1 protein-coding gene is annotated in these 535 nt (G+C 65.0%); it reads right to left on the bottom strand.

Annotated features, from left to right (window positions below; all coding sequences use genetic code 11):
* Window positions 1-315 (bottom strand): peptide-methionine (R)-S-oxide reductase (msrB, locus tag AB4Y92_RS25410; protein ID WP_441822137.1); only part of this gene is annotated, 315 nt, incomplete at its 3' end.
* Between the last annotated feature and the right edge of the window lie 220 nt (window positions 316-535).

Genomic DNA, 535 nt, shown 5'->3' with positions numbered 1-535 from the left:
GTCCAGAGGCGCCCAGAAGCTCGGCCAGCCGGTGCCGCTGTCATATTTCGTGGTCGAGGAAAACAGCGGCTGGTCGCAGCCGGCGCAGGCGAAGTCGCCCCGGCGCTTCTCGTTCAGCAGCGGGCTCGTATAGGGGCGCTCCGTGCCGCTCTGCCGCAGGACGGCATATTGCTCGGGCTTGAGCAGGCGGCGCCATTCGGCGTCGGTATGGGTGACCGGGAAGGTCACTTCGGAGCGCGCGATGAGCGCCAGCAAGGGCGATGATGCCGCCGCAAGGCCTGCGCTTCTCAGCAGGATATATCGTCTCGTCATCATGGCGCCGGTCTCCCGCTCCGGGATGATTCCAGATTCCCGGAACAAGCTAGCGACGAGGTCGCTATTCTTCCATGGGCATAGCGCTCACCGCGCGACCATGTGATCGATGCGTGATGTCGCAATCCCATTCAGGCTCGTTGTGAGGAAGGGGCGATGACGGGGTCCGTGACCGGGCTGGCGTTGTATCCACGAGGGCGCAACGCGGTGGCCGCCACACGCA

Origin of the sequence: Lysobacter sp. TAB13 (assembly GCF_052113885.1) — a bacterium.
Taxonomy (GTDB): Bacteria; Pseudomonadota; Gammaproteobacteria; order Xanthomonadales; family Xanthomonadaceae; genus Lysobacter; species Lysobacter gummosus.
Note: the sequence above shows the minus strand (reverse complement) of the source record. Positions and strands in the feature narration are given on the sequence as shown.